Source organism: Candidatus Obscuribacterales bacterium (assembly GCA_036703605.1).
Classification (GTDB): domain Bacteria; phylum Cyanobacteriota; class Cyanobacteriia; order RECH01; family RECH01; genus RECH01.
Genome location: DATNRH010000818.1, coordinates 1 through 1,573 on the forward strand (window position 1 = coordinate 1; position 1,573 = coordinate 1,573).

The window sequence follows — 1,573 nt, forward strand, 5'->3', positions numbered from 1 at the left end:
GCATAATAACCATCACGCCAACCAATCGTCTGTGCGATACGGCTGGCGTTGGTGGGAACTTGACATGGTTTGGCTGACAGTGTGGTTCTTGCAATCCATCGGTTTGGCTAGTCAGGTTAAAGCAACCCTCCCTTCTAGCAAATCTCTATCGACAAAGTAGGTGTATCGGATGGCGAGACTGGATGTGCCTCAGCAAAAACCAAGCCAATTTCCTGATCCTAAGGGCGATCGCTTTGATCGCCTACCACCGGGTGAGCGCTATCTCTATCAACTCTTTAGTCAGATTGAAGATGGCAATTTAACGGTGGTCAACCCTCAGGGGCAAACGTTTCAATTTGGCACCATTGATGGATCGCCATCCCTGCACCTTTTGGTTCATAACCCCAAAACCTATGATCGCATTCTAGCCTTCGGTACCCTAGGCTTTTGTGAAGCCTATATGGAGGGCTGGTGGGATGAAGCGAACCAGAATTTAGTCGAGCTGATTGGGCTGTTCTATCGTAGCAACGTCTACGCGAAAGCCCGAGATAAGGTGACGCTGGGCCTAGCGCTGACGGTGCTGGCTCAGCGCTTCAAGACGGTGCCGGTGCTGATTAAAAACAGCCGCAAGAATGTTCAGCACCACTACGATTTGGGCAATGAGTTCTACCAGCATTTCCTCGATCCGACGCTCACCTACTCCTGTGGCTATCAACTGCAGCCGACGGATACCCTAGAGCAAATGCAGTGTCAAAAGTATGACCTGATTTGCCAAAAGCTAGCCTTAAAGTCTGGGGAAACTCTTGTTGATATTGGCTGCGGCTGGGGAGGAATGCTCACCTATGCGGCAGAACGCTATGGTATCTCGGGTACGGGCATTACCCTCAGCGTAGAGCAGGCAGATCTAGCCCGCCAGCGCATTGCAGATCGGGGGTTGAGCGATCGCATCCAGATTGTGATTGCCGACTACCGCGAAATTCAAGGTCAGTATGACAAGTTCGTCAGCATTGGCATGTTTGAGCATGTGGGCAAGGGTAGCTTTGGCACCTTTATGACCCAGGCTTCGAAGCTCCTGAAACCCAACGGCGTGGGCCTGCTGCATACCATCGTCACCCAGAGTAAAGAACGCAATGGAGCTTGGGTTGATAAGTATATTTTCCCCGGTGGCTACGCGCCGCAGCTCCATGAACTCACCCATGAACTTTGGCTGACCAAGCTAGTCCTGGCCCACTGTGAAAATCTGAAGCCCCACTATGCGGAAACCATGAAACGCTGGGCGGAAAATTTCACCATGAATCGAGGGGCGATCGCTGCCCTATCGCCGACCTATGATGAACGCTTTCTGCGCATGTGGTATCTCTACTTGCAGTCCTTTGAGGCATCGTTTCGCTACGGTGGACTGCATGTGTACCAGCTCTTGTTCTATAAGGGCAAACCTTGGTGCTTGGATGTGCCGCTGCAGTTTGCCGCTACACCTCATGCCTAACCTGCCCGCAGTCGCCTGAGGGAGACTTCAGGTCTAGGGGGCAAACCTGGGGGGGCGATCGCAATTTTCGGTGTTGCTTAGATGAGAGATGAATTCACTGAACCAACC

The 1,573-nt window shown here is 52.1% G+C and carries 1 protein-coding gene; it reads left to right on the top strand.

From position 1 onward, the window contains the following. Positions 1-169: 169 nt before the first annotated feature. A complete protein-coding gene (locus V6D20_16975; protein ID HEY9817474.1) occupies positions 170-1,465 on the top strand; it encodes a class I SAM-dependent methyltransferase in 1,296 nt (431 codons plus the stop codon). Positions 1,466-1,573 lie beyond the last annotated feature (108 nt).